A 24,388-nucleotide genomic window follows, 5' to 3' on the forward strand; every position below is an offset into this window, starting at 1 on the left:
ATTCGCTTCGCGAACCGGGCTGCTCACCCCACAAGGGGAGAAGGGAAGATGGAGCCATTGCCGCGAGGCTACGCGCGTGGCCCGAAACGCCATAGCGAGGTGTACAAGATTGAGTGCGCATGGGGCGCGCCCTTCCCTTCTCCCACAACAAGGGGAGATCGGAGGCTCCTGTTGCAGTCATCGCGTGTTGGCCCAGCGCTCGTGGCTTTATCGGCCGGCCGCGATAGGTTAAGGGCGGGGAAGCAAAATTCCCCACCGCCTGGACTGCCAATGACCGCCAAGACCAAGCCAAAACCCCTGTTCCTCGGCATCGACACCGGCGGCACCTATACCGATGCCGTGCTGTGGTCCGAGACGGAAGGCCCGCAGCAGGGGCCGAACAAGGGCAAGGTGCTGGCCAAGGCCAAGGCGCTGACCACCAGGCATGATCTCGCCGTCGGCATTTCCGGCGCGGTCGACGCGGTGCTCGAAAAGGCCGGTAGCGATCCGGCCGCGATCAAGCTGGTCTCGATGTCGACGACGCTTGCCACCAATGCGCTGGTCGAGGGCCAGGGTGGCCGCGTCGCGCTCGTCATGATCGGCTTTTCCGAAGCCGACCTCGCCCGCGACGGGCTGAAGACGGCGCTCGGCACCGATCCGGTGGTGTTTTGCCCGGGCGGCCACGATGTCCACGGCAATGCCGCCAAGCTTGATCTGTCAGGGCTGGAAGACGCCTTGCCGGAACTCGGCGCCTCGGTGTCCGGCTTTGCCGTCTGCGCTTATTTCGCCACCCGCAACCCGGCGCACGAGATCGCCGCCCGCGAGCTGATCCGCGACCGAACCGGCCTGCCGGTCACCGCGAGCCACGAACTGTCGGCCAAGCTTGGCGGCCCGCGCCGGGCGCTGACCACGCTGCTCAACGCCAGGCTGATTTCGATGATCGACCGGCTGGTGGCCGCGACCGAAGGGTTTTTGCAAGCCCGCGACATCGCCGCCCCCCTGATGGTGGTGCGCGGCGACGGCGCGCTGGTCTCGGCGGCGTTCGCCCGCCAGCGGCCGATCGAGACCATTTTGTCCGGTCCGGCTGCCAGTCTGGTGGGCGCGCGCCACATGACCGGGCTCGACAATGCCGTGGTCTCCGACATTGGCGGCACCACCACCGACGTCGCCGTGCTCGACCGAGGCCGGCCGCGCCTTGATCCCGAGGGCGCCACCGTCGGCGGCTTCCGCACCATGGTCGAAGCGGTCGCCATGCGCACCTTCGGCCTTGGCGGCGATTCCGAAGTGGCGCTGGAGGACGGCGCGCTCAATCCAAAGATCCTGCTTGGGCCGCGCCGCCTGGTGCCGCTGGCGCTGGCTGGCATGGCGCATGGCGAGGCCGTCAAATCGGAGCTCGAACGCCAGCTGCGTTCGCCCAATCCCGGCCGCATGGACGGCCGCTTCGCGGTGCGCACCGGCGTGCCGGACTGGCTTGCCGCCGGGCTGACCGCTCCGGAAGCGCGGCTTTACGAGGCGATCGGCGCGACCCCGCTGGCCCTCGACAGGCTGCTGACGTCGAATGCCCAGAACGCCACCTTGAACCGGCTGGTCTCGCGCGGCCTGGTGCATATCTCAGGCTTCACCCCCTCGGACGCGGCGCATGTGATGGGCAAACAGGCCAATTGGGATGCCGCAACGGCGCGCCTCGGCGCCGAGCTGTTCGCCCGCAAGCGCGACGGCCGCGGCCAGCCTATTGCCGGGTCGCCGGAGATAATCTCGGAGCGCGTGCTGGTGACGCTGACGCGCTGGTCGGCCGAATACATCCTCGAAACCGCCTTCGCCGAGGACGGGCTCGATGGCGCGGCGACCGTGGCACACGCGCTGGTGCAGCGCGCCGTCGATGCCCATCCCGGCATCGCCCGGCTGAGCGTCGCGCTCGACCGCCCTGTCATCGGCCTCGGCGCTTCGGCGCCGCTGCACTATGCCGGCCTGGCGCCCCTGGTCGGCAATGACTGCGTGGTGCCCGAGGACACCGATGTCGCCAACGCGCTTGGCGCCGTCGTCGGCCAGGTCAGGGTCTCGGCCGAGGCGCGGGTCAGCCAGCCCAGGGAAGGACTGTTCCGGCTTGCCTCGGGTGAGACGGTGCGTGATTTCCTCGACGAGGCGGCGGCGATCGCGGCCGCCGAGGCCGATGTGCGGGCCATCGTCGCCGGGCGCGCCCGGGACGCCGGCACCGACAATGCCGAGATCGACGTCGCGACCGAATTCAAGGTTTCCACGGTCGAAGCTCAGCGCATGTTCATCGAGGCGCATGTGGTGGCGGTGGCCTCGGGCAGGCCAAGGATCGCCGTGTGAAGATGAGGGCGATCTCCCCCCTCGTGGGGGAGATGGCCGGCAGGCCAGAGGGGGGCGCTGTCCCGCCGACCTGCCAGTGGTTTTCAATCAGGCCTTTTGGCCCGGGCTCAAATCGATCACAGGGTGAAGGTAGCGATCCTTCACGCCCCCCTCTGCCCTGCCGGGCATCTCCCCCACGAGGGGGAGATTGGCAGCTTCGCCAACTTGCCAAAATGCCCGATCTCCACCCTAAGCCGAATTGACCCTGCAACCTCAACATGCCAAACGCCCGGCAAAGCCTTTCATCTGGAGTAGCCTGATGACCGATCGCATCGAGATCGCCGGATTGCGGATTGCCCGCGAGCTGCATGATTTTGTGGCTGGCGAGGCCCTGCCCGGCACCGGTATCGCCGCCGATGCGTTCTGGAATGGTTTTTCGGCCATCGTCCACGACCTGGCGCCCAAGAACCGGGCGCTGCTCAAAAAACGCGACGCCATGCAGGAAAAGCTCGACGGCTGGTATCGCGCCAATGGCGCGCCCGTCGACATGGAGGCTTACAGGGGCTTCCTGAAAGAGATCGGTTATCTTGTTCCCGAGGGGCCGGCCTTCAGCGTGTCGACGGAGAATGTCGATCCGGAAATCGCCGTCGTCGCCGGTCCGCAGCTGGTCGTTCCGGTGATGAATGCGCGTTATGCGCTCAATGCCGCCAATGCGCGCTGGGGTTCGCTCTACGATGCGCTCTATGGCACCGATGCCATTCCCGAGACCGGCGGCGCTGAAAAGGGCAAGGGCTTCAATCCGGCGCGCGGCGCCAAGGTCATCGCCTGGGCCAAGGATTTTCTCGACCAGTCGGTGCCGCTCACCTCGGGCAAGTGGGCCGGCGTCAACGGGCTCTCGTTTGTCAACGGCATGCTGCGGCTGGGCGAGGGTGCCGGTGTCACGACACTTGCCAATCCCAAGCAATTCGCCGGTTATCGCGGCGACGCCGCCAACCCCGATGCCGTGTTGCTGGTGAAGAACGGGCTGCATCTCGAGATCGTCATCGACCGCAACAACCAGATCGGCCGCACCGACCCGGCCGGCATCGCCGACGTCATCCTGGAATCGGCGCTGACCACCATCCAGGACTGCGAGGATTCGGTCGCGGCGGTGGATGCGCAGGACAAGGTCGTCGTCTATCGCAACTGGCTCGGCCTGATGAAAGGCGATCTCGCCGAAGAGATCAGCAAGGGCGGCAAGACGTTTGTCCGCAAGCTCAACCCCGACCGCGCCTACACCGCGCCGGCCGCCGGCCAGCTCACCGTACCCGGCCGCTCGCTGATGCTGGTCAGGAATGTCGGCCACCTGATGACCAATCCGGCGATCCTGGACCGCGACGGCAACGAGGTGCCGGAAGGCATCATGGACGCGGCGCTGACGGCGCTGATCGCGCTGCACGATGTCGGGCCGAAAGGCCGCCGCGCCAATTCCCGCGCCGGTTCGATGTATGTCGTGAAGCCCAAGATGCACGGGCCGGAGGAAGTCGCCTTCGCCGTCGAGATCTTCGACCGCGTCGAGGCGCTGCTCGGCATGGCGAAAAACACCATCAAGATGGGCATCATGGACGAGGAGCGGCGCACCACCGTCAACCTCAAGGAAGCGATCCGCGCCGCGCGGGACCGCGTGGTGTTCATCAACACCGGCTTCCTCGACCGCACCGGCGACGAGATACACACCTCGATGGAAGCCGGCCCGATGATCCGCAAGGGCGACATGAAGCAGGCCGCCTGGATATCCGCCTACGAGGCCTGGAACGTCGACACCGGGCTCGAATGCGGGCTGGCCGGCCATGCCCAGATCGGCAAGGGCATGTGGGCGATGCCGGATCTGATGGCGGCGATGCTGGAACAGAAGATCGCGCATCCCAACGCCGGCGCCAACACCGCCTGGGTGCCGTCGCCGACGGCGGCGACGCTGCATGCCACGCACTATCACAAGGTCGACGTGCATGCCGTGCAGGCGGCGCTGAAGAACCGGCCGAAGGCCAGGCTCGACGACATCTTGTCCGTGCCGGTGGCCGTGCGGCCGAACTGGACGCCGGACGAAATCCAGCGCGAACTCGACAACAATGCGCAAGGCATTCTCGGCTATGTCGTGCGCTGGATCGACCAGGGCGTCGGCTGCTCGAAAGTGCCCGACATCAACGATGTCGGCCTGATGGAAGACCGCGCCACGCTGCGCATCTCCTCGCAGCACATTGCCAACTGGCTGCACCACAAAGTGTGCTCGGAGATCCAGGTGCGCGATTCCCTGCAGCGCATGGCGGCCATCGTCGACCGCCAGAATGTCGGCGATCCGCTCTACCGGCCGATGGCGCCGGATTTCGACAATTCCATCGCCTTCCAAGCCGCCTGCGACCTGGTGTTCAAGGGCACCCGCCAGCCCAACGGCTATACCGAGCCGGTGCTGCACGCGCGGCGGCTGGAGCTGAAGGCGAAGCAGGATTAAGCGGATTTGCGTTGAAACGGCCTGACGCAACGGGTCGATCAAGTATCGTCGGTCCGCGCGGCGCTCCGATTGGTTAGACAGCGAACTGGCGCCACGAGATCGAGCGTCGATCACATAAATGCGATGTCGAGGTGACCGGCAATCGGTTCCAGGCGCCTTGACGGTCACTTGTCTACCTACTAGTTGGTAGAGGTGAAACGAGAGATCCCCACCATGCCTGGACAAATGAATGATCAGAGCCGCGCACCGTCATCAAACGGTTGGCTCAAAAGCTACTACTATCTGCGGTTTGCCGTATCGGCCGCCTGGGTCGCGGCGGCTTTCACCGTCGCGAAAAGCAGCCCGCCGCTCGCCGCCGCCATGCTGGTTGCCTACCCTGCATGGGACGCGCTCGCGAATTATATCGACGCCCAGCGTACCGGCGGGCTCGGCCGCAACAAGTCGCAATTGCTGAACTTCGTCGTCAGCATCGTCGCCACGATTGCGGTCGCCATCGCGCTCGGTCACAGCATGAGCACGGTGCTTTCGGTCTACGGCGTCTGGGCCGTCGTCTCCGGCGCGTTTCAGCTGCTGACCGCGGCGCGGCGCTGGAAAACCAACGGTGCGCAATGGCCGATGATCCTGAGCGGCGCCCAATCGGCGCTGGCGGGTCTCTTCTTCGTCAAGATGGCCGGCGGCACGGAGATCATTGGCATCGCCAATGTTGCGCCCTATGCCGCGTTCGGCGCCTTCTACTTCCTCGTGTCCGCTCTATGGCTGTCGGTCAGCGACATCCTTCGCAAGTCACCGCGGGTCGCAAGCTAGGGCGATTCCAGGAGTGTGAGCGCTTTCCCGTGGGAATTGCGTCAAAACAAAAGAGTTAGAGCGGTTCACCGTTTCCATGAAACGGCGAACCGCTCTAAGTGCGGAGGAGCCGTCCGCCGGAGCAAGTCATGAGCAAGCCTTCGAACACCGCCGATGAGATCCTGGCCGCCGCGCGAAGCTTCATCGTCGCCGGCGGCTACAATGGCTTCAGCTACGCCGATGTCGCCGAAGTGGTTGGTATCCGCAAAGCCAGCATCCATCACCATTTCCCCAGCAAGGTCGACCTCGTTCAGACCCTTCTCAAGCAGTACCTCGAGGATGCCGTCACGGGCATGGCATGGCTCGAGCGCGATATCCCCCAGCCGCCGGAGTTGCTTCGCACCTATGCCGGCATCTGGGCCCGGTGCATCGAGGATGCGAGCATGCCGTTCTGCGTCTGCGCGCTGCTTGCCAGCGAGCTGCCGGCCCTTCCGCCGGAGGTTGCCGTGGAAGTCCGGGCGTATTTTCAGTTTCTCTCGGGATGGCTGACTGGCGTCATCGAGCGCGGTGCCGAAAAAGGCACGCTGGCAATTTCCGCTTCGCCACGCGTTGAGGCCGAGGCCTTCATGGCGACCGTGCATGGCGCAATGCTTTCCGCGCGAGCCTATGGCGATGTCTTGACCTTCGGCATGATCCTGACGCCGACGCTGCAGAGGCTAATTCCCGGTACGGATCGAGCTGGCTAGGAGGTACGCTACCCCCTGCAATAGCCCTTATGAACGGCATCGCGACGCGCGGCGCGGCTGGCGTGGAGATCAGTCAGCGTGCGCGCCACCTTCAACACGCGGTGGTAGGTCCGTGCCGATCAAGGACGGGCTTTGGCGGCGTGCCCCGTGCCCGCACCAGCGTCGGCCCCAGCCGATGACGGCACGACCGTGTCTATTCTGCCAGTATTGCGGTGCTTGGCGCGCAGGGCAGACTTTTCTTTATAATCATTCATGCTAATTTAGCCTTGGATGCCGGTCGGGGTGAGGACGTCCATGAGGGGATATTTCGGGACCGAACTCCAGCAGCGCCTGCAGCGACGAGCGGATGAGCTTGCCGGCACTGTCGTCAACACTCCTGGGCTCTGCAATGCCGGCCGGATGGTCTCCACGGACGACGTCGATCGTGTCGGGCTTGAGGCTTGCGTCGCGATGCTGGAAGCGGACGGAGGCTTCGGTTTTCGCCTCGTGCATGAAGACCGCACGGCGGCGGTATCCGCTCATTTGGCGGCCCGGGGACATCGCCTGGATTGGTGGGATACGTTCATGGGTTCCGCCGATCACGCTCTAGCTGTGTCGAAACGGATCGTTGCGCAAGGCCCGCCCCAAGGGCTCTTTCACATTGATCTGTCAGGCAACCCTGCAGAGGCTTGCCTTGAGCGCGTGCAGGTCTTTCTTGCCGAGAACGGCTTGGCGCCGTTCTCACGGTCGACTCTCGCAGGCGAAACGGTTAACGGGCGAACTTTGGCGCTTGTCGACGGACACGGGGACCTCGTCGCCACGTCGTTTGTCTATATGCCACACAATTCCTTTAGTCCGTTCCGCACCTACGCTTGGGGCGGTCTTGCTGCGGTCTCGCCAGCCCACAGGGGCAGGTCGCTTGGCAGCTACATCAATGCCTGCGCCGCCGTCATGGCATTCGAGCAACTCGCGGCGACCGTCTTTTACGAACAGGTCGCCACGACCAATGTTCCATCGAGACGGATGGTCGAAGCATGCGGGCTGACCCTACACCCCTATCTAAAGAGCGGGCTTGCTTCGACCGGGGCGGAAAAGTTCACGCGGTGACAGTGTCAGGTTTGCCGCAAATAGGGAAAGTTGCAATTTCGATCTCTCCGAGCCGTCACCTTTCGACGCCCGATGTCGGCGAGGTCGCGCACCGAGGCATGGATGCCGGCTTTGACGACAGCGGAAGGCGCTTCATGCCGCCTGCGCCAGGCGCTCCGAACTCATGCGATAGGAGATCGCCTCGGCCAGATGGATGCGGCCGACGGTTTCGCTGGCGTCGAGATCGGCCAGCGTGCGCGCCACTTTCAGCACGCGGTGGTAGGCCCGCGCCGAGAAAGCCAGCTTTTCGCTGGCGTCCTTGAGCAGCGACAGGCCTGACGCGTCGGGCATGGCGATCTCCTCGATGACGGAGGGCGCGCAATGGGCGTTGGTGGTGGCGCTGGTCACGCCGAGCCGTTCGAAACGCTCGCGCTGGAGGGTGCGGGCGCGTGCCACGCGCAACGCCACATCAGCACTTTTCTCCGCCCGGTCCGGCCTTATCAGGTCGCTGGCCGAGACCGCCGGCACTTCGATCCGCAAATCGATGCGGTCGAGCAGCGGACCGGAAATGCGTGCCTGATAATCGGTGCGGCAGCGCTCGCCGCGCAGGCAGCGATAGCCCGGCTCGCCGGCCATGCCGCAGCGGCACGGGTTCATCGCCGCCACCAGCTGGATGCGCGCCGGATAGGTGACGCGATGGTTGGCGCGCGCGATCATGCAGTCGCCGGTCTCCAGCGGCTGGCGCAGCGCATCGAGCGTCTGCGGCGTGAATTCGGGGAACTCGTCAAGGAACAGCACACCGTGATGGGCGAGCGAGACTTCGCCCGGCCGGGCGCGGATGCCGCCGCCCACCATCGCCGCCATCGAGGCCGAATGGTGCGGCGCGCGGAACGGCCGCCGATCGGTCAGCTTGCCTTCGCCGAGCTCGCCCGCCACCGAGGCGATCATCGAGACTTCGAGCAATTCCTTCGGCATCAGGGGCGGCAGGATCGACGGCAGCCGCTGCGCCAGCATCGATTTTCCCGATCCCGGCGGCCCGATCATCAGAAGATTGTGGCCGCCGGCCGCCGCCACTTCCAGCGCCCGCTTGGCGGTCTCCTGGCCTTTGATGTCGGCAAGGTCGGGCAGGTCGCGCGCCGCGGCGTGGATACCGGCCTCCGGCCGCGACAGCACCTGCGTGCCGCGGAAATGATTGGCGATGGCGATCAGGCTGCGCGGCGCCAAAATGTCGAAATCCTTGCCGGCCCACGCCGCTTCCGGCCCGCAGGCGAACGGGCAGATCAGGCCCTTGCCCTCGGCATTGGCGCCGATCGCCGCCGGCAAGGCACCGGCGACGCCGGCAATGGTGCCGTCGAGCGACAATTCGCCGAGCACGACATAGGAGGCCAGCATGTCGCCCGGAATGGCGCCAAGCGCGGCCATCAGGCCAAGCGCGATCGGCAGATCGTAGTGGCTGCCTTCCTTGGGCAGGTCGGCCGGCGCCAGATTGACCGTCACCTTCTTCGACGGCATCGACAGACCCGACGCGTGGAGCGCGGCCTGCACCCGCTCGCGGCTTTCGGCCACCGCTTTGTCGGGCAGGCCGACGATCTGCATGCCGACCTTGCCGGGCGCGATCATCACCTGCACGTCGACCGGCACGGCCTCGATGCCCTGGAAAGCAACCGTGCGAACCCGCGCAACCATTTTGATCTGCCCCCAATACAGGCTCGCTCGGGCCATTGTGGATCAAGCCGCGCGACGTCGGCCCAAGACAACCATAGATTTCAAGTCAAGGCAAGAACATTACGGGAACATAGCCTGCATGACGATCTGACTTACATCGTGGTCGATGTCGTCAATCCCGACACGGAGCGCTACTACGTGATTCCCGGGCACATTTTGAGGCAGTTCCACTATTCCGCGCCTAACGGGATCGATGGACGCATTCCATTGAAGAAATGCCGCGACTTTGAGAATCGGTGGGACATGCTGGAGGCGTAACCCCTGATGGGTCGTTACGGGGGGTGAAAAATGAGTGGGGCAACCAGGCCAATGAGTTCCACGAGCGCTGGAAGCTCTCCCGTTGCACTTCCTCGTGTGCCTGGTCAGCCCGCCAGCCCATGCGGGAATCCTTGAAAATTAATGTGGCACAACCTCAGTACGGCGCGGCCACCTTCCTTCGCCGACGCGGTCGTGCGAATGTGCTGTTGCGATCCATCGCGGGCTCTGAGGCTTAGGCCAGGGGCCCCGAATGGTGCCGCTGGGAGGTAGACCATGACAAAAATGCGTGACGTTTCGTTTGTGGCCCTTGCCGCACTTTCCGCAATGTTGGGGTCAGCCGGCACCGTGGATGCCGAGGACGCACTCCCGACAATCGTCACCCTCGGCGACAGCTACATCAACAGCTATGGAGTAGCCGCCATTGAGACCTTTGCGACCAGGCTAAAGTCGGCGCTGAACGCCGACGGGCACCAAGTGAGAATTGTTGAGGTCGGGTACACAAACGACAGCGGGTCGGGTCTCCGTTGGCTGACGAAATCGCCACGCGGCCTCGACCTGCAGGCGAGCCCTGCAAACCAAGTTGTCATTGTCGAACTGGGACAGAACGATTGCGGGCTTCTCGACCTTGATCGCACGCGAGCGAACCTCGACCAGCTTCTGGGTATCCTCGCCCAGAAGCGCGTTCCAGTGCTTGTGGTTGGAACTGCGGCCTATGACTATTGCTCGTATAGGAACGGGGGTGACTATGCCGAGCGGTTTTCAAAGATGTTCTCCGAGCTGGCGACCAAGCATAGAGACTTGCTCTACGCCGACTTCAAGGAGGGCGTGACTGGGTATCCGGAGTTGCTGCAAGCGGACCACGACCACCCAAATGCAGCGGGTGATGCGATCATCGTTAGAAACATGCTCCCTATGGTTGAAGCGCTGCTCGCGCAGGCGAAACCGCGTTAGCCATCGCTCCGCACTGAGGAAAGGCCCTCCACGGGGATGAAGGCTTTCTGTCGCACCTCGTCATAGGAGTTTTCAGTCTTCCAGCTCAAGTCGCCCTTCAATTTGCCGGACTCAGTGCAACGTCAATGCCGGATGTAAAATTAATGTAGCCCACCATCAGAAGATTGTGGCCGCCGGCCGCCGCCACTTCCAGCGCCCGCTTGACGGTCTCCTGGCCCTTGATGTCGGCAAGGTCGGGCAGGTCGCGCGCCGCGGCGTGGATACCGGCCTCCGGCCGCGACAGCACCTGCGTGCCGCGGAAATGATTGGCGATGGCGATCAGGCTGCGCGGCGCCAAAATGTCGAAATCCTTGCCGGCCCACGCCGCTTCCGGCCCGCAGGCGAACGGGCAGATCAGGCCCTTGCCCTCGGCATTGGCGCCGATCGCCGCCGGCAAGGCACCGGCGACGCCGGCAATGGTGCCGTCGAGCGACAATTCGCCGAGCACGACATAGGAGGCCAGCATGTCGCCCGGAATGGCGCCAAGCGCGGCCATCAGGCCAAGCGCGATCGGCAGATCGTAGTGGCTGCCTTCCTTGGGCAGGTCGGCCGGCGCCAGATTGACCGTCACCTTCTTCGACGGCATCGACAGACCCGACGCGTGGAGCGCGGCCTGCACCCGCTCGCGGCTTTCGGCCACCGCTTTGTCGGCCAGGCCGACGATCTGCATGCCGACCTTGCCGGGCGCGATCATCACCTGCACGTCGACCGGCACGGCCTCGATGCCCTGGAAAGCAACCGTGCGAACCCGCGCAACCATTTTCCCACCCCGGATATGGGCCGCAACCCATGCGATAGGCCTGGAACGTGGCCCCGGCGGAAGACAATCACAGATTGCCGGTCAAATCAAGAACATTACGAGAACAAGGCAATCGCTATGGTTGCAGCCGGATTGAGCCCGGTTGAAAAGGCGGAACATGGTTAATACGAACTGAAAACGGCCTACTTGCGCCGCTTCCCCTCGACCGCGTCCCAGAACAGGCTGGCGATGTCGGCGCCGCCAAAGCGCTGCACCTCGCGCACGCCGGTCGGCGAGGTCACGTTGATCTCGGTCATGTAGTCGCCGATGACGTCGATGCCGACCAGGATGAAGCCGCGTTCCCTGAGCGACGGCCCGATGCGGGCGCAGATCTCGCGCTCGCGCTCGGTCAGTTCGGTCTTTTCGGCGCGGCCGCCGACATGCATGTTGGAGCGGGAATCGTGCTCGGCCGGCACGCGGTTGATGGCGCCGACCGGCTCGCCGTCGATCAGGATGATGCGCTTGTCGCCCTTGCGCACGTCCTTGAGATAGCGCTGCACGATATAGGGCTCGCGGAACATCTGGCCGAACATTTCGAGCAGCGAGGCGAGGTTGCGGTCGGCCTCGTGCAGATGGAAGATGCCGGCGCCGCCATTGCCGTAGAGCGGCTTGACGATGATGTCGCCGAACTCCTTGCGGAAGGCGGCGACTTCTTGGCTGTCCTTGGTGATCAGCGTGTCCGGCATCAGGTCGGCAAACTCGGTGACGAAGATCTTTTCCGGACTGTTGCGCACCCAGGCCGGGTCGTTGACCACCAGCGTCATCGGGTGGATGCGCTCAAGGATATGCGTGGTGGTGATGTAGTTCATGTCGAAGGGCGGATCCTGGCGAAGCAGGACCACGTCCATCTCCGACAGGTCGGTGCGCACCTTCTCGCCCAGCGAGTAGTGGCTGCCCTTCTCGTCGCGCACCTGCATCTCCTCGATGCGCGCAAACACCTTGCCGTCGCGCAGCGACAGCTGGTCGGGCGTGTAATGGAACAATTGATGGCCGCGCCGCTGCGCTTCCAGCGACAGCGCGAACGAAGTGTCGCCGGCGATCGACACGGTGGAGATATGGTCCATCTGGACGGCGATTTTCAGCTTCATGGCGGGTCCCCAGCGCAGTCGACGAAAGCGATATAAGGGTCGCCGCGCCTTCTGCCAATCGCGACGTCCGAAGAATGGCAACAGCAGGACGCAACCCCCGCCGGCCCGATCGCGACAAGGCGAGCGGCCGCGTCATCGTTTTCTTAAGCCTTGCCGTACAAGAATAAGCCTCGAATACCCCAACGGCAGGCGCCGGATGGGTGTCCTCGATGGAACAACGACCATGAACGCGCTCACCGCCATCCGCGCCGCCGCGACCGAACAGCTTGAACTCACCATCCTGATGCCGTGCCTCAACGAGGCCGAGACGCTGGCCGTTTGTGTCGGCAAGGCCAGGGCCTTCCTCGACAAGGCCGGAATCCTGGGTGAGGTGCTGATATCAGACAATGGCAGCACCGATGGCTCGCAGGAGATCGCGGCCCAGGGCGGCGCCCGTGTCGTACCGGTGGCGCAGAAGGGCTATGGCGCGGCCCTGCTGGGCGGCATCGCCGCCGCCCGGGGGCGCTTCATCATCATGGGCGATGCCGACGACAGCTACGATTTCGGCGCACTGGACGCCTTCATGACGCGCCTGCGCGACGGCGCCGACCTGGTCATGGGCAATCGCTTCCAGGGCGGCATCGAAACCGGCGCCATGCCGCCGCTGCATCGCTATCTCGGCAATCCGGTGCTGAGCTTCGTCGGCCGCCTGTTCTTCCGCATCAAGACCGGGGACTTCCACTGCGGCCTGCGCGGCTTCAACGCCGAGAGCATCCGCAAGCTCGACCTGCAGACGACGGGCATGGAATTCGCCAGCGAAATGGTGGTGCGCAGCGCGCTTGCCGGGCTGCGCATCGAGGAAGTGCCGGCCACGCTCAAGCCCGACGGCCGCAGCCGGCCCCCGCATCTCAAGACCTGGCGTGACGGCTGGCGGCATCTCAAATTCCTGCTCGTCTACAATCCGCGCTGGATGTTCTTCATCCCGGGCGCGGCGCTGTGCGGCCTGGGCACGCTGTTCGCGGCCCTTCTGGTGTTTGGACCGCTGCGGGTGATCGACAATCTTTCGCTCGACCTCAACACTTTCGTCGCTGCCTGCTTCATGATCATCACCGGCATCCAGCTCATCACCTTCGGCGCCATATCGCGATACTATGCCGAGATCACCGGCATCCTGCCGCGCAGCCGCGGGTCCGACTGGCTGAGAAGGACCATCAGCACCGACCGTCTTGCCGCCAATGCCGGCATCTGCTTAGCCGGCGGCGTCTTGTTCTGCGGCTATGCGGTCCTGCGCTGGGCACATCTTGGCTTCGGCCCGCTGAGCGATTCCGAAATCCCGCGCATCGTCGTGCTGGGCCTGAGCCTGGTCGTCATTTCGTTCCAGGCCTTCTTTTCGGCATTCCTGCTCGGTGTCCTGGAGATCCCGGTCAAGCGGCTGAAAGCCGGCCAACCCGCCGGATCAGGCGAAGCCGCCGCGACTGCCGAAAAATGAACCAGCTTGCACGAAAATTCGCCGCGGTACGGCTTATCCGGTTCGCCGTCGTCGGCATTGGCGCGGCGCTGCTGTTCTTCCTACTGTCGTGGGCCTTGGTGTCGGCCGGCTTGCCGCCGTTCGCCGGAAGCGTCATCGCCTATATGCTGGCATTTGTCGTGGCGTATTCGGCACAGCGTGGCTGGACGTTCGAGGGACGGCACGACCACGCCCATGCGCTGCCACGGTATCTCGTCACCCAGTTGGTCTGCGCGGTGTTCGCGGGCCTGTTGGCTCATGTCGCGGTGTCGATATTTTCCGCGTCGCCGCTGGTCATGTCAGCCGTCATCACGGTCGCTGCAGGCGCGGCGAGTTATGCGCTTTCATCGGCTTGGGTCTTTCGCGACGATCAAAGAGCCGCGTAAACGCGCTTTAGCGAAGCGATGCGACGAAGTGCAGGCCCCTGTCAAACAGCAGGTTCGCCGGGAAGGGGTATAGCGACAGGTTTTCTCGCCAGCTTTGGGCTTTGAGTCCGACCTGGCCGAAAATCGCTTCCCATTCCTGTCTGGACAGATAGTTATAGGGCAGCCTTACGTCGTGGCCCCTGTTTCCCACCCAGTCCATGAACCGGAGTGTGCCGTGGGCGAAGACCCCGTCCCTCAGGTGATCCTTGATGACAACGCCCTTCCGCGCGACCCTTGCGGCTTCGGCGACGAGATGGCCGGGATTGTCCGTGTGGTGGAGAACGTCGACTATGGTCACCCAGTCGAACGATCCGGAAGCGGCCGGAATCGTGGCGCCGTCGAAAACCTCTACAGGGATGGCCGTGCGCGGCCGGATAAAAACATCGATCCCGCGAAACGTCAGCCCCGGTTTCCTGTCCATCACCGCCTTGGCGAGCGAGCCATCGCCGCAACCGAGATCGAGAACGGTGCCATCAGCGCCCAGCACGGCGCCGATATGTTCGGAGAGGACCCGGATGCGGCGCTGAAACACTGCCCGGCTGTGGGCTGCGTTCAGTATCTTTTTCTCGATCGCCACAACACTCATGCCAAGGTCCAGGACTGAATTGCCTATTCATCGTCTGATCTGGGACCGTATCCGTGAATCGCAAACAAAGCGTTTCGCGACATGGGATTGCTTGTACAGGACCGGTTTAAGGTTTGCGCAGTGAGTTCGCGATAGGTTTCCTTCACGAGTGCTCAGAGGCCGTCCATGACTCCCGCCGATACCATGATCTCCGCCGAGGCTGCGCCACCTCCGTCACGGCGCAACGACCTCGCGCTGGTGCTCGTCGCCACGCTGGTGATGGTTGCCGTCAACGCTCTCAGCGGATTCCGTGACTTGACCGACGCCGGCGGCGACAATGACAATCTGCTGCGCCTGGTCGAGGTTCGCGACATGCTGGCCGGCCAGGGCTGGTTCGACCTGCATCAGTACCGGATGGGTCTCGAAGGCGGCTTCGTCATGCACTGGTCGCGGCTGGTCGACGCACCGCTTGCCGCCATCGTTCTCGTAGCCTCGGCGCTGACCGGCAGCATGGCCAGGGCCGAGACCATCGCCGAGGTGCTCTGGCCGGCACTGCTCTTCTACCTCGCTTTGCTCTTTACCGCCCGCGCGGCGCGCAGTTTCGCCGGTGCCGCCGCCGTGCTGCCGGCCGTCGTCATCGGCGCCGCGGCGCTGCACTTCATCGGCATCTTTTCGCCCGGCTCGCTCGATCATCACAATGTCCAGCTGACGCTGACCATGGCCTGCCTGAGCCTGCTGCTCGATGCGCCCGTGCAGCGCTGGGCCGCGCTGCTCGCGGGCCTGTGCGCGGCGCTGACGCTGGCCGTCGGCATGGAAACGGCGCCCTACGTCGCCACCATCGGCGCGTGCATTGCCCTGCTGTTTGTCGCCGACCCCGGCGGCGAGGGGCGGATCGCCAGGGATTTCGGCCTTGGCTTTGCCGGCGTTTCAGGGCTGGTCTTCGTCACCACCATCGCCCCATCGGCATGGGGCCAGCCGCAATGCGATGCCTTTTCGACGGTGCAGTTCGTGGTGGCCGCTCTCGCCGGATGCGGCCTCGCCGCCGTGGCATCGCTCGACATGGCCAAAGCCACGCTCGGCCGGCGTCTCTTGGCACTCGGCCTGCTTGCCGTGGTGCTGGGCGCTGTCGTGGTGTCGCTTTTCCCGCAATGCCTGGCGGCCCCCTATGCGAACCTCGATCCGCGCCTCAGGGAATTATGGCTCGATAACATCGAAGAGGTGCAGTCGCTGTACAAGCTTGTCATCTACAACCGGGTCGCGGTGGTAGAGCGTTTTGCCACGCCACTGGTGGCGATCCTGCTGATGGCGCTTGGCCTCGGCCGTGGCGGCTCGCGGCGGCAGGACAGCCTGGTTGGCGCACTGCTGGTGATGGCGTTCCTGGTCAGTGCGTGGCAAGTGCGCGGCTCGACCTTCTCCATTGCCTTGGCGGTGATCCCGCTTTGCGCCTGGACCGCCAAATTGCGGCAGCGGGCCGAAGCCAGCCCGTCGCGCGGCTCCGCGCTCAGAGTGGCCGCGGCCTGGCTGGTCTCGGTCAACGCACTCTGGGCGTGCGCGGCCGTGGCTGCGTCAAGCGCCTTCGAAACCGCTGCGGCCGTCAACGGCGCCAGTGTCAATGGGAAATGCCAAGGCAAGACCTCGTTCGCGGCGCTCAGCCAGCTGCCGGACACCACCGTGCTCGCTATTTCCAATCTCGGCTCGCCCATCCTGGCCTATTCCGGACATCGCGTGTTCGCCGGGCCGTATCATCGCAACATCGCGGGAAACCTGCTTGCGCTCGATACCTTCCTCGGATCGGCCGCCGATGCCAGGTCGGTGATCGAAAGCCACCACGCCGGCCTTGTCGCGCTCTGCCGCGGCAACCCGGAAACCCGCCTGCTTGTCGGCAGGGCGCCGGACGGCTTTCTGGCCGGGCTGGCGCGCGGCGACGTGCCGGACTGGCTGGAGCCGGTGGCAGAGACAGTTGGGTCCCAGCTTGAGCTCTATCGCGTCAAGCTCGGCGGCTGAAAATCACCGCGAAAACAAGGGTTTGACGCTCAGATTAGCCGGCTTTCCCCGGGCATCCGGCTCTTTGCCGCGGCAACATCGCCGGGAAAACCGGATTCCGTTTTCCGGATCGTGTCCCGGCTGCAAAAAATCGATTTTCGAGATACGTTTCCTAAAGGGTTTGCTGCCAGTCTCCGATATAAATTCCGACGTCAAAAACAGGGACACCGATGCAAACTCCGTTTGGCACCGGTCAGGCAAACAGGGAGAGCACGGATCTGGCCTTCACCGATCCGTTGACCGGGCTTGGCAACCATCGCCGCTTCTTCGACAAGGTCGATCGCCTGATCAGCGACCGCGCCGATGATCCCGCGCCTTTCACCGTCGGCATTCTCGACCTCGACGGCTTCAAGCCGATCAACGATCTGTTCGGCCACAAGGCCGGCGACGACATCCTGATCCAGGTCGCCATGCGGCTGCGCGCCTCGATGGACGGCCATTCGACGGTCTGCCGCATCGGCGCCGACGAATTCGCCTTCCTCTATCCGCTGGTGTTCTCGGAGGAAGCGGCGGCGGAAAAATCCCGCATGCTGATCGAGATCCTGTCGGCGCCGTACGATGTCGGCGAACGCACCGCCAGGCTGTCGGCCTCGGTCGGCTGCTCGCTGTTTTATTCCGGCGACGAGACCACCGAGATCCTCATCAACAAGGCCGAAACGGCGCTCTACCACGCCAAGCGCTCCGGCCGTGGCCGGGTCGTCGTCTACACCCGCGAGATGGAAGAGGCGGCCAAGCGCGTCACCCGCATCGAGCAGGCGCTGCGCCGCGCCGTCTCGGCCGGCGAGGTGGAGCCGCATTTCCAACCGATCGTCGACCTCACCACGCGCCGCACCATCGGCTTCGAGACGCTGGCGCGCTGGACCGATCGTGACCTCGGTGCCGTGCCGCCGACGGTCTTCATCCCCATCGCCGAGGAACGCGGCATCATCGGCCCGCTGTCGCAGCTGGTGCTGCGCAAGGCGACCGAGGCGGCCAGGAGCTGGCCGAGCGACCTGTTCCTGTCGTTCAACCTGTCGCCCTCGCAGCTCGTCGACCAGAACACCGGCCTGCACATATTGGCGATCCTCGACCGCACCGGCTTCGATCCGCGCCGTCTCGAGATCGAGATCACCGAGACCGGCCTGATGAACGACCCGGCCTCGGCCGCGCAGATCGTCGAGGATCTGCGCCGCGTCGGCATCCGCGTCTCGCTCGACGATTTCGGCACCGGCCAGTCCTCGCTCGGCCGCCTGCGCGAATTCCATTTCGACAAGCTCAAGATCGACCGCGCCTTCGTCTCCTCCATTCTCGACGACCGCCCGTCCGAACACATCATCCGCGCCATTCTCGCCATGTGCGAAGGGCTTGGCATGGACGTGGTCGCCGAAGGTATCGAAGAAGAAGCGCAGGCCGATCGCCTGGTCCAGTTCGGCTGCGCCGGCGGGCAGGGCTATCTGTTCGGCAAGCCGGTCGACGCCGACGCCACGCTCGGCTATCTCCGCGATTCCTTCCGCGGCGCGTTGCGCGCCAAGGCGATCTGACCAACGATTTCGACGCAATCAGCGTTCCGCCGATGTCGCGGCGCGCTTCCACTGCGACGCATTGTCGTTTTGTCCGACATAAGCCTGCAAATCCGACGTTTCGCCCTTGCCCGCGCGACTTGCGTGGCTAGGATGCGCGCCGTTCACGCCTACAGTGCCGCGCGTCCTTGGGACGCGCAAAGGACGCTGTTGCAACTTATTTTTGCACATGATCCCTATCCGAAAATCGATCCGATTTTCGGGGTCATGCGCAGGGAGACAAGAAAGATGATGCCATCGGCGGATTTTGCCGACCTCAAGGGAGCCTCGGTGCTGATCACCGGCGGCGGTTCCGGGATTGGCGCGGCGCTGACCGAGGGTTTCGTGCGCCAGGGCGCCAATGTCGCCTTCATCGACATCGCCGAGGGTCCGAGCACGCTGCTTGCCGACCGCATCGAGAAGGAATTCGGCCGGCGGCCGCTCTATCTCAAGACCGATCTGCGCGACATCGAGGCGTTGCGGGCCTCAGCGGTCAAGGCGGCCGAGGCGCATGGCGATATCACCGTGCTGATCAACAATGCCGCCTGGGACGAGCGCCACGCCGTCGAGGACGTGACGGTGGAGTTCTGGGACGACAACCAGGCGATCAACCTCAGACCACATTTCTTCACCGCGCAGGCGGTGGCGCCGGGCATGAAGCGGGCCGGCGGCGGCTCGATCATCAACTTCACCTCGACTTCCTACCTCATCAACCATCCCGACATGCCGGCCTACACCGCCGCCAAGGCGGGCATCCTCGGCCTCACCAAAGGGCTGGCAGGCAAGCTCGGGCCCGACCGCATCCGCGTCAACGCCGTCGCGCCGGGCTGGGTGATCACCGACCGGCAGCAGGAACGCTGGGTGACCGAAGGGGCGCTTGCAGCCCATGTCGCCAAGCAGTGCATCAAGGAGGTCATGCGCCCGGACGACATGGTCGGCACGGTGCTGTTCCTGGCCTCGGATGCTTCGCGCATGCTGACCGCGCAGATGCTGATCGTCGACGGAGGTTTTCTGTGAGCCCGGAATTTGCAGGCAATATGCCGGCGGTAGCCGCGCTTGATTGGGGCACGACCCGGCTTCGCGCATGGCTGATCGACGGCAGCGGCAAGGTGCTTGCCGAGCGCCGCGGCGATGACGGCCTGATCACCGCGCGCGAAAAAGGTTTTTCGAACGTTCTGGAAGGCCATCTGGCCGCCTTGAGCGCGCCTGAAACACTGCCCGTCATCATCTGCGGCATGGCCGGCTCCCGTCAGGGCTGGATCGAGGCGCCCTATGTGAGCGTGCCGGCGCCCATCGGCGCCATCCTCGGCGGTGCCGCCCGCGTGGCTAATCAGAAACGCGACATCCGCATCGTGCCGGGCCTTGCCCAGCGCCTGGCCGATGCGCCCGATGTCATGCGCGGTGAGGAAACACAGCTTGCCGGCGCCGGTTTGCCGGCAAAGGGGCGGCATCTCGCCTGCATGCCGGGCACCCATTCGAAATGGGTGCTGGTCGAGGACGGCGCGGTTGCCGGCTTCGGCACATGGCCGACCGGCGAATTGTTCTCGGTGCTTTCAGCGCATTCCATCCTCAAACATTCGCTGGGCGAGCATCCGGCTCCCGTCGCCGCGGACAATCCGTTCTTCCGGCAGTGGTGCGAACGCGCGCTCGGCGAGGGCGGCGACGTCACCTCGAAGCTGTTTGCCATCCGCGCCGCCGGGCTGCTGCAGGACCTGAAGTCGGAAGATGCGGCGGCCTGCCTGTCCGGGCTTATGATCGGCGGCGAGATCGCCTCGGCGAAGCGCCGCTATGGCGCCGGCGATGCGCCCGTCGTGCTGATTGCCTCGGGCGCGCTCGCTGTGCTCTACCAGGTTGCGCTCGGCCTTGCAGGGCTTGCCGTCCGCACCGTCGACGCCGATGAAGCGGTGCGCGCCGGCCTCATCGAAGCCGCGCGCGAAAACGGCATGATCGCCAGAACCGGAGCCTTGGCATGACCGAGACCGCAGCCTTTCCAAAACTCAAGCGCGGGCTGGTCGCCATCCTGCGCGGCCTGAAACCCACGGAGGCGATTGCCATGGGGCAGGCGCTGTTCGATGCCGGCATCGAGGCAATCGAAGTGCCGCTCAACTCGCCCCAGCCCTTCTCGTCGATCGCCAGGATTGTCCAAGTGCTGCCGAAAACAGCCTTGGTCGGCGCCGGCACTGTGCTGACGGCGGCCGATGTCGACGGCCTGCACCAGGCCGGCGGGCGGCTGCTGGTCAGCCCCAACATCGATGCCGAGGTGATGGCGCGCGCCATGCACTACGGCATGGTGACCATGCCCGGCGTGTTCACGCCGACGGAAGCTTTTCAGGCGATCCGGCTGGGCGCCTCGGCCTTGAAATTCTTTCCGGCGAGCGCTCTCGGCGCATCAGGCATTTCCGCCATCCGGGCGGTGCTGCCGGCGCAGACCCTGGTCGGCGCCGTCGGCGGCGTTTCGGAGAAGGACTTTGCCGGCTACAAGGCGGTGGGCGTCACGGTCTTCGGCCTGGGTTCCAGCCTGTTCAAGCCCGGCATGAGCGTCGACGACGTCGCTGCCCGTGCGCACGCCGCCGTTGCGGCCTGGGATGCGGTGTTCGGAGAGGAATGATGAGCGCGGTTTCGGTTTTCTCCGATCACATCTGCCAGCTCGGCGAAGGCCCGAGCTACGATCCCGCCAGCGATGCGCTGTTCTGGTTCGATATCGTCAACGGAAAGCTTCTGGAAAAGCCGCTCACCGGCGCGCTGAAGATCCATGAGCTTGGCCAGATGGCCAGCGCCATCGCCATCATCGACGCGCAGCGCCAGCTGATCGCCACCGAGACCGGGCTTTTTGTCCGCGATGCCGCGACCGGCACGATGACGCTGCACACGCCCATCGAGGACGACAACCCGCTCACCCGGTCCAACGATTCCCGCGTGCATCCCTGCGGTGCGTTCTGGGTCGGCACGATGGCCAAGGACGAGAGCAAGGGCGCGGGCTCGATCTACTGGTTCTCTAGGGGCGAGCTGCGCCGCCTGTTTTCGGACATCACCGTGTCGAACTCGATCTGCTTTTCCGAGGACGGGACGATCGCCTACTACACCGACACCGCGACCGGCCTGTTGATGCGCGTCGGCTGCGATCCGGTGACCGGCCTGCCGGCTGGCGAACCGAAAGTATTCGTCGACCACCGCTCGTCGAAGGGCTACGTCGACGGCTCCGTCGTCGACCGCGATGGCGTGCTGTGGAATGCCGTCTGGGGCGGCAAGGCGGTGAAGGCCTATTCGCCCGATGGCACATTGTTGCGCGAAATTCCCATGCCGGCGACGCAGGTGTCCTGCCCGGCCTTTATCGGCGCCAAGGCCGACCGGCTGGCGGTGACCTCGGCCTGGAAGGGCAAGGACGACAACCAGCGCAAGCTCGATCCGCAGGCGGGCATGACCTTTCTCGTCGATATCCCCGTCAACGGTCGGTTCGAACCGCGCGTGCTGATCGCCTGAACACCCGCAGCAGGTAATTGTTTTCGCCGGGCGTTGTCACGCAACCGCCCGGCACGGTCGGTTTCGCGAAAGCCGATGGCAGGCGCCGTGTGATGGTAATGCATGTCGTTTCGACGCGACGCGCTCCAAGCCATCGCACCGCTGGAATCCGCCCCATCATGTCAAAGCACAAGCCGAAGCTGATCCTTGTCTACGAGCCGGAGAAGGCTTGTTTCGATCGTCTGATCGCCGACGGCTTCCCATCGCAGCGCGCCACCGAGATCTCATCCTACCTCGCGCAGTCGACGGACATCGCCCCCGAATTCGCCGCGCTCGCCGCAGCCTGCGAGGCGCGGGGTCTCGCCTTTGCGCCGGTGGCGCTCGACGATGCCGCCGAGGCGCTGGAGGGTGCGGATGCGCGGAACACGCTGGTCTGGACATTGTCCGACGGCATCGCCTATTTCCGCGGCGGCGCGGCGCCCGCGCTGGCACGGCTCAAGGGGCTGCGCACCATCGGCGCCGATGATTCGCTGTTCGCGCTCTGCCAGGACAAGTTCCGCTCCGGCGCCGTGCTTGGCGCGCTCGGCCTGCCGGCGCCGCAGGCCGGCCTTGCCCGTGACGGCAAATGGCTGGTCGAGCCGCCGGCCTCCGCCGGCGGCTGGTTCGTCAAGCCCAACCGGCTTGGCGCCAAGATCGGCATCTGGCCGGATTCACGTGTGGCTGATTTCGGCCACGCGCTGGAGCTTAGCCGGCGCGTCTTCGCCGCCTATCGCGACGATGTCGTCGTCCAGCCCTATGTCGCCGGCCGCAATGTGCGCGCCAGCTTTCTCGGGCTGACGCCGCAAACCGGTGTCGAGGCGCTCGGCATCGCCTTTGTTGATTCCGGCGCGGATTTCCAGACCATGGCGGACAGCATGGCGCTGTACGGCGAAACCGGCGAGGCGGCGAAGGCGGCAGGACTTTATGCCGAACCGGAGCTCGTCGCCGTCGCCGATGTCCAGCCGGCCGCGGACGCCAGGATCAGGGCGATCGCCGGGCGGCTGATCGGCGGGCTCGGCCTGCGCGACGTGTTTTCCATCGACCTGCGCGTCGAGGCCGACGACACGGTTCACCTGATCGAATTCGAGGTCTGCCCCGGCCTTCCCTGCTTCGATTTCCGCGCCTACTGCCGCCGGCAATGGGGCCTGGAGCTTGCCGACGCCATGGCCGAGACGGCGGCAAGCCGATTTATCGGCCGGCGCCGCGGCGGCTAGGTTCGGCCTATATCGGCCGTGCGCCGGCCATGTACCTGGCGTTGTCGAAGGGTTCGGGCCGGTTGTCGGCCAAGCTCCACAATTGGCGGTCGGTGCCTGGCAGATCGCCAAGATAGACATGCAGGGCGCCGGAGCGGGCACTGCCGGTATTGGCGACCGAGTGAATGGTGTTGGAAGACATGTGCACCAGCGCCGGCGCTGAAAAATCCTGCCGCTCCGGCTCGTCGACCTTTTCGCCGGCGAGCGGATAGATGAAATTGGTCTCGCCGCCCCAATAGATGCCGACCAGGGCGTCCATCAGATGGTTATGTGGCGGATACTGCACCCCGGGCGAGAGCGTGATGTGATAGATCGTCAGCTGCGGGCCGGCATGCAGCAAAAGCTCGTCGTCCTGCTCCTCGTGAACCAGTCCGCCGAGCGCATGGAAGCGGTTGGTATAGTCGCCCAAGACGGCCTTGATGTCCTGGAAGGGATTGGCGCCAGCCGCCGCGTTGACGATATCCCTGATCGCGGGGTAGAGAGGGGAGTCGGCCGATAGCGGCATGCCACAGCTCCTGACTGAGATGCTCAGTGAGCATAGCTAAGATGGCCAATGCGCGTCAAGGCCGACGCAAAGCGAGAGAAGCATGGGGCCGACCAAAACCACGCCATCGAAATCGGCCGCGTCCCCCGACGGGACGCCGGCGCTGTCGACGGCGGATGTGCTGCGCAGCGAACAGGCCTACGAACAGCTGAAGAGCGATATCATCGCCTGCGTCCTGTCGCCAGGTGAAGCGTTGACCGAAAAACAGATCGAGGCGCGCTACGGCATCAAGAAGGCGACGATCCGCTCCGCACTTGCCCGGATCATGCAGGAAGGACTGGTCAGGAGCGAGCCGCGCCGCGGCTATGTTATCACCACGCTGACCCTGCGCGACGTCAACGAGATCTTCGACGTGCGCAGCCTGGTCGAGCCGGAAGTGTTCCGGGTTGCCACCACCTGCATTACCGAGCGCGGGCTGGACGAGATCAGGCTGGCGGCCAGAAAGGTGCTGAAGCCGGAGACGCTGCGCAGCCCCGTTGCGTTCCTCGCGGCCGACCGTGCCTTCCGCCTGGCGATCGCCGAGCTTTCCGGGAATTTGCGGCTGGTACAGCTGCTCAGCCAGATCCTCGACCAGTCGGAACGGGCGCTCCATTTCGGCTTCAAGTCGCGCGATTTCATGCCGCTGATCATCGAACAGCAGAGGCAATTGCTGCAGGCCTGCGAAAAGAGCGACGTTTCCGGCATCGTGAAACTTGCCCGCTCGCAGTGCCTTGCCCTCAAGCACCAGCTGGTCGGGGCGCTGCTTGGCGGGGCCAAGCTGCGGGACGTGAACCTTCAGGACTTCGTCTGAAGCCTGTCGCGA

Annotated in this window: 20 protein-coding genes and 1 pseudogene; 16 read left to right on the forward strand and 5 right to left on the reverse strand. The window is 64.8% G+C overall.

Annotated elements, in window-relative coordinates; genetic code table 11:
* The first annotated feature begins 270 nt into the window (after positions 1 to 270).
* The 5 genes from FJ546_RS20175 to FJ546_RS20205 all read left to right on the forward strand — a co-directional run bounded on the left by FJ546_RS20175 (position 271) and on the right by FJ546_RS20205 (position 7,395).
* Entirely contained in the window at positions 271 to 2,313 is a 2,043-nt protein-coding gene (locus FJ546_RS20175; protein ID WP_140890928.1) for a hydantoinase/oxoprolinase family protein, read from the forward strand.
* Between the two features lie 298 nt (positions 2,314 to 2,611).
* Positions 2,612 to 4,780, forward strand: coding sequence for a malate synthase G (locus FJ546_RS20185; protein WP_140890929.1), 2,169 nt, complete (start codon positions 2,612 to 2,614; stop codon positions 4,778 to 4,780).
* 213 nt (positions 4,781 to 4,993) lie between these two features.
* Positions 4,994 to 5,584, forward strand: a complete 591-nt coding sequence (locus FJ546_RS20190; RefSeq protein ID WP_140891025.1) for a DUF308 domain-containing protein — start codon at positions 4,994 to 4,996, stop codon at positions 5,582 to 5,584.
* Between the two features lie 128 nt (positions 5,585 to 5,712).
* On the forward strand, positions 5,713 to 6,309 hold the full coding sequence (locus FJ546_RS20195; RefSeq protein ID WP_140890930.1) for a TetR/AcrR family transcriptional regulator: 597 nt from the start codon (positions 5,713 to 5,715) through the stop codon (positions 6,307 to 6,309).
* Between the two features lie 294 nt (positions 6,310 to 6,603).
* Positions 6,604 to 7,395 carry a hypothetical protein gene (locus FJ546_RS20205; protein ID WP_140890932.1) on the forward strand — a complete coding sequence of 264 codons (792 nt, stop codon included), beginning with the start codon at positions 6,604 to 6,606 and terminating at the stop codon, positions 7,393 to 7,395.
* A gap of 132 nt (positions 7,396 to 7,527) precedes the next feature.
* Here FJ546_RS20205 and FJ546_RS20210 read toward each other — a convergent pair whose 3' ends face one another.
* Positions 7,528 to 9,060, reverse strand: a complete 1,533-nt coding sequence (locus FJ546_RS20210; protein ID WP_140890933.1) for a YifB family Mg chelatase-like AAA ATPase — start codon at positions 9,058 to 9,060, stop codon at positions 7,528 to 7,530.
* A 570-nt stretch (positions 9,061 to 9,630) separates the two neighbouring features.
* On the opposite strand from FJ546_RS20210, the gene FJ546_RS20215 reads away from it, so the two are divergent.
* Positions 9,631 to 10,308 carry a GDSL-type esterase/lipase family protein gene (locus tag FJ546_RS20215; protein ID WP_140890934.1) on the forward strand — a complete coding sequence of 226 codons (678 nt, stop codon included), beginning with the start codon at positions 9,631 to 9,633 and terminating at the stop codon, positions 10,306 to 10,308.
* Positions 10,309 to 10,456: 148 nt separating this feature from the next.
* Here FJ546_RS20215 and FJ546_RS20220 read toward each other — a convergent pair.
* Positions 10,457 to 11,107, reverse strand: a pseudogene (locus FJ546_RS20220) (magnesium chelatase domain-containing protein); the annotation flags it as partial.
* Between the two features lie 182 nt (positions 11,108 to 11,289).
* Positions 11,290 to 12,234 carry a glutathione synthase gene (gshB, locus tag FJ546_RS20225; protein WP_140890935.1) on the reverse strand — a complete coding sequence of 315 codons (945 nt, stop codon included), beginning with the start codon at positions 12,232 to 12,234 and terminating at the stop codon, positions 11,290 to 11,292.
* Between the two features lie 223 nt (positions 12,235 to 12,457).
* Between gshB and FJ546_RS20230 the strand changes: the two genes are divergently transcribed.
* Positions 12,458 to 13,702, forward strand: a complete 1,245-nt coding sequence (locus tag FJ546_RS20230; protein ID WP_140890936.1) for a glycosyltransferase family 2 protein — start codon at positions 12,458 to 12,460, stop codon at positions 13,700 to 13,702.
* A complete protein-coding gene (locus FJ546_RS20235; protein ID WP_140890937.1) occupies positions 13,699 to 14,106 on the forward strand; it encodes a GtrA family protein in 408 nt (135 codons plus the stop codon). Before FJ546_RS20230 ends, FJ546_RS20235 begins: the two co-directional genes overlap by 4 nt.
* 7 nt (positions 14,107 to 14,113) lie before the next feature.
* On the opposite strand, the gene FJ546_RS20240 is transcribed toward FJ546_RS20235, so the two are convergent.
* Complete coding sequence (locus FJ546_RS20240; protein WP_246686889.1) at positions 14,114 to 14,731, reverse strand: class I SAM-dependent methyltransferase; 618 nt, start codon at positions 14,729 to 14,731, stop codon at positions 14,114 to 14,116.
* 165 nt (positions 14,732 to 14,896) lie between these two features.
* Here FJ546_RS20240 and FJ546_RS20245 point away from each other — a divergent pair, with 165 nt between their 5' ends.
* From FJ546_RS20245 to FJ546_RS20275, 7 genes are all read left to right on the forward strand, one after another.
* Entirely contained in the window at positions 14,897 to 16,714 is a 1,818-nt protein-coding gene (locus tag FJ546_RS20245) for a GtrA family protein (protein WP_140890939.1), read from the forward strand.
* A 209-nt stretch (positions 16,715 to 16,923) separates the two neighbouring features.
* On the forward strand, positions 16,924 to 18,273 hold the full coding sequence (locus FJ546_RS20250; protein ID WP_140890940.1) for an EAL domain-containing protein: 1,350 nt from the start codon (positions 16,924 to 16,926) through the stop codon (positions 18,271 to 18,273).
* A 267-nt stretch (positions 18,274 to 18,540) separates the two neighbouring features.
* Entirely contained in the window at positions 18,541 to 19,308 is a 768-nt protein-coding gene (locus FJ546_RS20255; RefSeq protein ID WP_140890941.1) for an SDR family oxidoreductase, read from the forward strand.
* Complete coding sequence (locus FJ546_RS20260) at positions 19,305 to 20,264, forward strand: 2-dehydro-3-deoxygalactonokinase (protein ID WP_181168008.1); 960 nt, start codon at positions 19,305 to 19,307, stop codon at positions 20,262 to 20,264. Before FJ546_RS20255 ends, FJ546_RS20260 begins: the two co-directional genes overlap by 4 nt.
* The gene (locus FJ546_RS20265) at positions 20,261 to 20,899 is read left to right on the forward strand and encodes a 2-dehydro-3-deoxy-6-phosphogalactonate aldolase (protein ID WP_140890942.1); all 639 of its coding nucleotides are present in this window, start codon (positions 20,261 to 20,263) and stop codon (positions 20,897 to 20,899) included. The genes FJ546_RS20260 and FJ546_RS20265 overlap by 4 nt, the downstream gene beginning before the upstream one ends.
* Positions 20,896 to 21,771 carry an SMP-30/gluconolactonase/LRE family protein gene (locus tag FJ546_RS20270; protein WP_140890943.1) on the forward strand — a complete coding sequence of 292 codons (876 nt, stop codon included), beginning with the start codon at positions 20,896 to 20,898 and terminating at the stop codon, positions 21,769 to 21,771. The genes FJ546_RS20265 and FJ546_RS20270 overlap by 4 nt, the downstream gene beginning before the upstream one ends.
* Positions 21,772 to 21,929: 158 nt before the next feature.
* Positions 21,930 to 23,003: a D-alanine:D-lactate ligase-like protein gene (locus FJ546_RS20275; RefSeq protein WP_140890944.1), complete on the forward strand. Its 1,074-nt coding sequence runs from the start codon at positions 21,930 to 21,932 to the stop codon at positions 23,001 to 23,003.
* Between the two features lie 7 nt (positions 23,004 to 23,010).
* Here the strand turns inward: FJ546_RS20275 and FJ546_RS20280 are convergent, their stop codons facing one another.
* Positions 23,011 to 23,547 (reverse strand): autotransporter, encoded by a 537-nt coding sequence (locus FJ546_RS20280; protein ID WP_140890945.1) that lies wholly within the window; start codon positions 23,545 to 23,547, stop codon positions 23,011 to 23,013.
* Positions 23,548 to 23,629: 82 nt separating this feature from the next.
* Between FJ546_RS20280 and FJ546_RS20285 the strand changes: the two genes are divergently transcribed.
* Positions 23,630 to 24,376: a GntR family transcriptional regulator gene (locus tag FJ546_RS20285; RefSeq protein WP_140890946.1), complete on the forward strand. Its 747-nt coding sequence runs from the start codon at positions 23,630 to 23,632 to the stop codon at positions 24,374 to 24,376.
* Positions 24,377 to 24,388 lie beyond the last annotated feature (12 nt).

It is taken from the genome of Mesorhizobium sp. B2-4-19 (assembly GCF_006441315.1).
Taxonomy (GTDB): Bacteria; Pseudomonadota; Alphaproteobacteria; order Rhizobiales; family Rhizobiaceae; genus Mesorhizobium.

What these genes read in the sequence shown, in the direction of transcription:
- FJ546_RS20175 (WP_140890928.1), top strand. Translation starts at nt 271, where the DNA reads ATGACCGCCAAGACCAAGCCAAAACCCCTGTTCCTCGGCATCGACACC.
- FJ546_RS20185 (WP_140890929.1), top strand. Translation starts at nt 2,612, where the DNA reads ATGACCGATCGCATCGAGATCGCCGGATTGCGGATTGCCCGCGAGCTG.
- FJ546_RS20190 (WP_140891025.1), top strand. Translation starts at nt 4,994, where the DNA reads ATGCCTGGACAAATGAATGATCAGAGCCGCGCACCGTCATCAAACGGT.
- FJ546_RS20195 (WP_140890930.1), top strand. Translation starts at nt 5,713, where the DNA reads ATGAGCAAGCCTTCGAACACCGCCGATGAGATCCTGGCCGCCGCGCGA.
- FJ546_RS20205 (WP_140890932.1), top strand. Translation starts at nt 6,604, where the DNA reads ATGAGGGGATATTTCGGGACCGAACTCCAGCAGCGCCTGCAGCGACGA.
- FJ546_RS20210 (WP_140890933.1), bottom strand. Translation starts at nt 9,060, where the DNA reads ATGGTTGCGCGGGTTCGCACGGTTGCTTTCCAGGGCATCGAGGCCGTG.
- FJ546_RS20215 (WP_140890934.1), top strand. Translation starts at nt 9,631, where the DNA reads ATGACAAAAATGCGTGACGTTTCGTTTGTGGCCCTTGCCGCACTTTCC.
- gshB (WP_140890935.1), bottom strand. Translation starts at nt 12,234, where the DNA reads ATGAAGCTGAAAATCGCCGTCCAGATGGACCATATCTCCACCGTGTCG.
- FJ546_RS20230 (WP_140890936.1), top strand. Translation starts at nt 12,458, where the DNA reads ATGAACGCGCTCACCGCCATCCGCGCCGCCGCGACCGAACAGCTTGAA.
- FJ546_RS20235 (WP_140890937.1), top strand. Translation starts at nt 13,699, where the DNA reads ATGAACCAGCTTGCACGAAAATTCGCCGCGGTACGGCTTATCCGGTTC.
- FJ546_RS20240 (WP_246686889.1), bottom strand. Translation starts at nt 14,731, where the DNA reads ATGAGTGTTGTGGCGATCGAGAAAAAGATACTGAACGCAGCCCACAGC.
- FJ546_RS20245 (WP_140890939.1), top strand. Translation starts at nt 14,897, where the DNA reads ATGACTCCCGCCGATACCATGATCTCCGCCGAGGCTGCGCCACCTCCG.
- FJ546_RS20250 (WP_140890940.1), top strand. Translation starts at nt 16,924, where the DNA reads ATGCAAACTCCGTTTGGCACCGGTCAGGCAAACAGGGAGAGCACGGAT.
- FJ546_RS20255 (WP_140890941.1), top strand. Translation starts at nt 18,541, where the DNA reads ATGATGCCATCGGCGGATTTTGCCGACCTCAAGGGAGCCTCGGTGCTG.
- FJ546_RS20265 (WP_140890942.1), top strand. Translation starts at nt 20,261, where the DNA reads ATGACCGAGACCGCAGCCTTTCCAAAACTCAAGCGCGGGCTGGTCGCC.
- FJ546_RS20270 (WP_140890943.1), top strand. Translation starts at nt 20,896, where the DNA reads ATGATGAGCGCGGTTTCGGTTTTCTCCGATCACATCTGCCAGCTCGGC.
- FJ546_RS20275 (WP_140890944.1), top strand. Translation starts at nt 21,930, where the DNA reads ATGTCAAAGCACAAGCCGAAGCTGATCCTTGTCTACGAGCCGGAGAAG.
- FJ546_RS20280 (WP_140890945.1), bottom strand. Translation starts at nt 23,547, where the DNA reads ATGCCGCTATCGGCCGACTCCCCTCTCTACCCCGCGATCAGGGATATC.
- FJ546_RS20285 (WP_140890946.1), top strand. Translation starts at nt 23,630, where the DNA reads ATGGGGCCGACCAAAACCACGCCATCGAAATCGGCCGCGTCCCCCGAC.